Raw genomic sequence first — 556 nt, forward strand, 5'->3', positions numbered from 1 at the left:
AGCAAATCAAGTGGAATAGGCCTTTGACTGTATATGTTTCGTTGAGTGAAGAAAGGGTAAGCATGAAGCTAACTGAAGTGATTGAAGATTTTTTAAATACCATGCGTGTAGAAGAGGGGTTGGCAGAAAATTCCATCATCTCTTACAAGCAAGAATTAAACCGAATGATGACCTATTTAAATCGTCAAGGCATCGAAAAGGTCCAAGACATTAGTCAGGACACAGTGTTAGACCATTTAAAGTGGATGAACGAAGACCATTTGGCCACGTCAACCAGGTCACATTACGTGTCGACCTTGCGTCATTTCTTCCGCTACCTAAAATTGGATGGGGTCATTGAAGGCAATCCAATGGAAAAAATTTCTTTACCCAAGAAAACCCAACATTTACCAGCTGTTTTAACCTTAGACGAAGTTGATCGGATTTTAGCGACGCCAGATATCACTAAGCCACTAGGGTTGCGGGATAGAACCTTGTTGGAAACCCTGTATTCAACTGGCATGCGGGTATCTGAAATCATTCATATCAAACTAGAAGACATCCATTTAGAGATGGG

Annotated in this window: 1 protein-coding gene; it reads left to right on the plus strand. The window is 41.0% G+C overall.

The features are described 5' to 3' along the window. Positions 1–62: 62 nt before the first annotated feature. Positions 63–556: tyrosine-type recombinase/integrase (locus ACRCJ0_RS18940; protein ID WP_431391746.1), on the plus strand; the 494-nt coding region annotated here is incomplete at its 3' end.

The organism is Aerococcus sp. L_32, assembly GCF_050689315.1.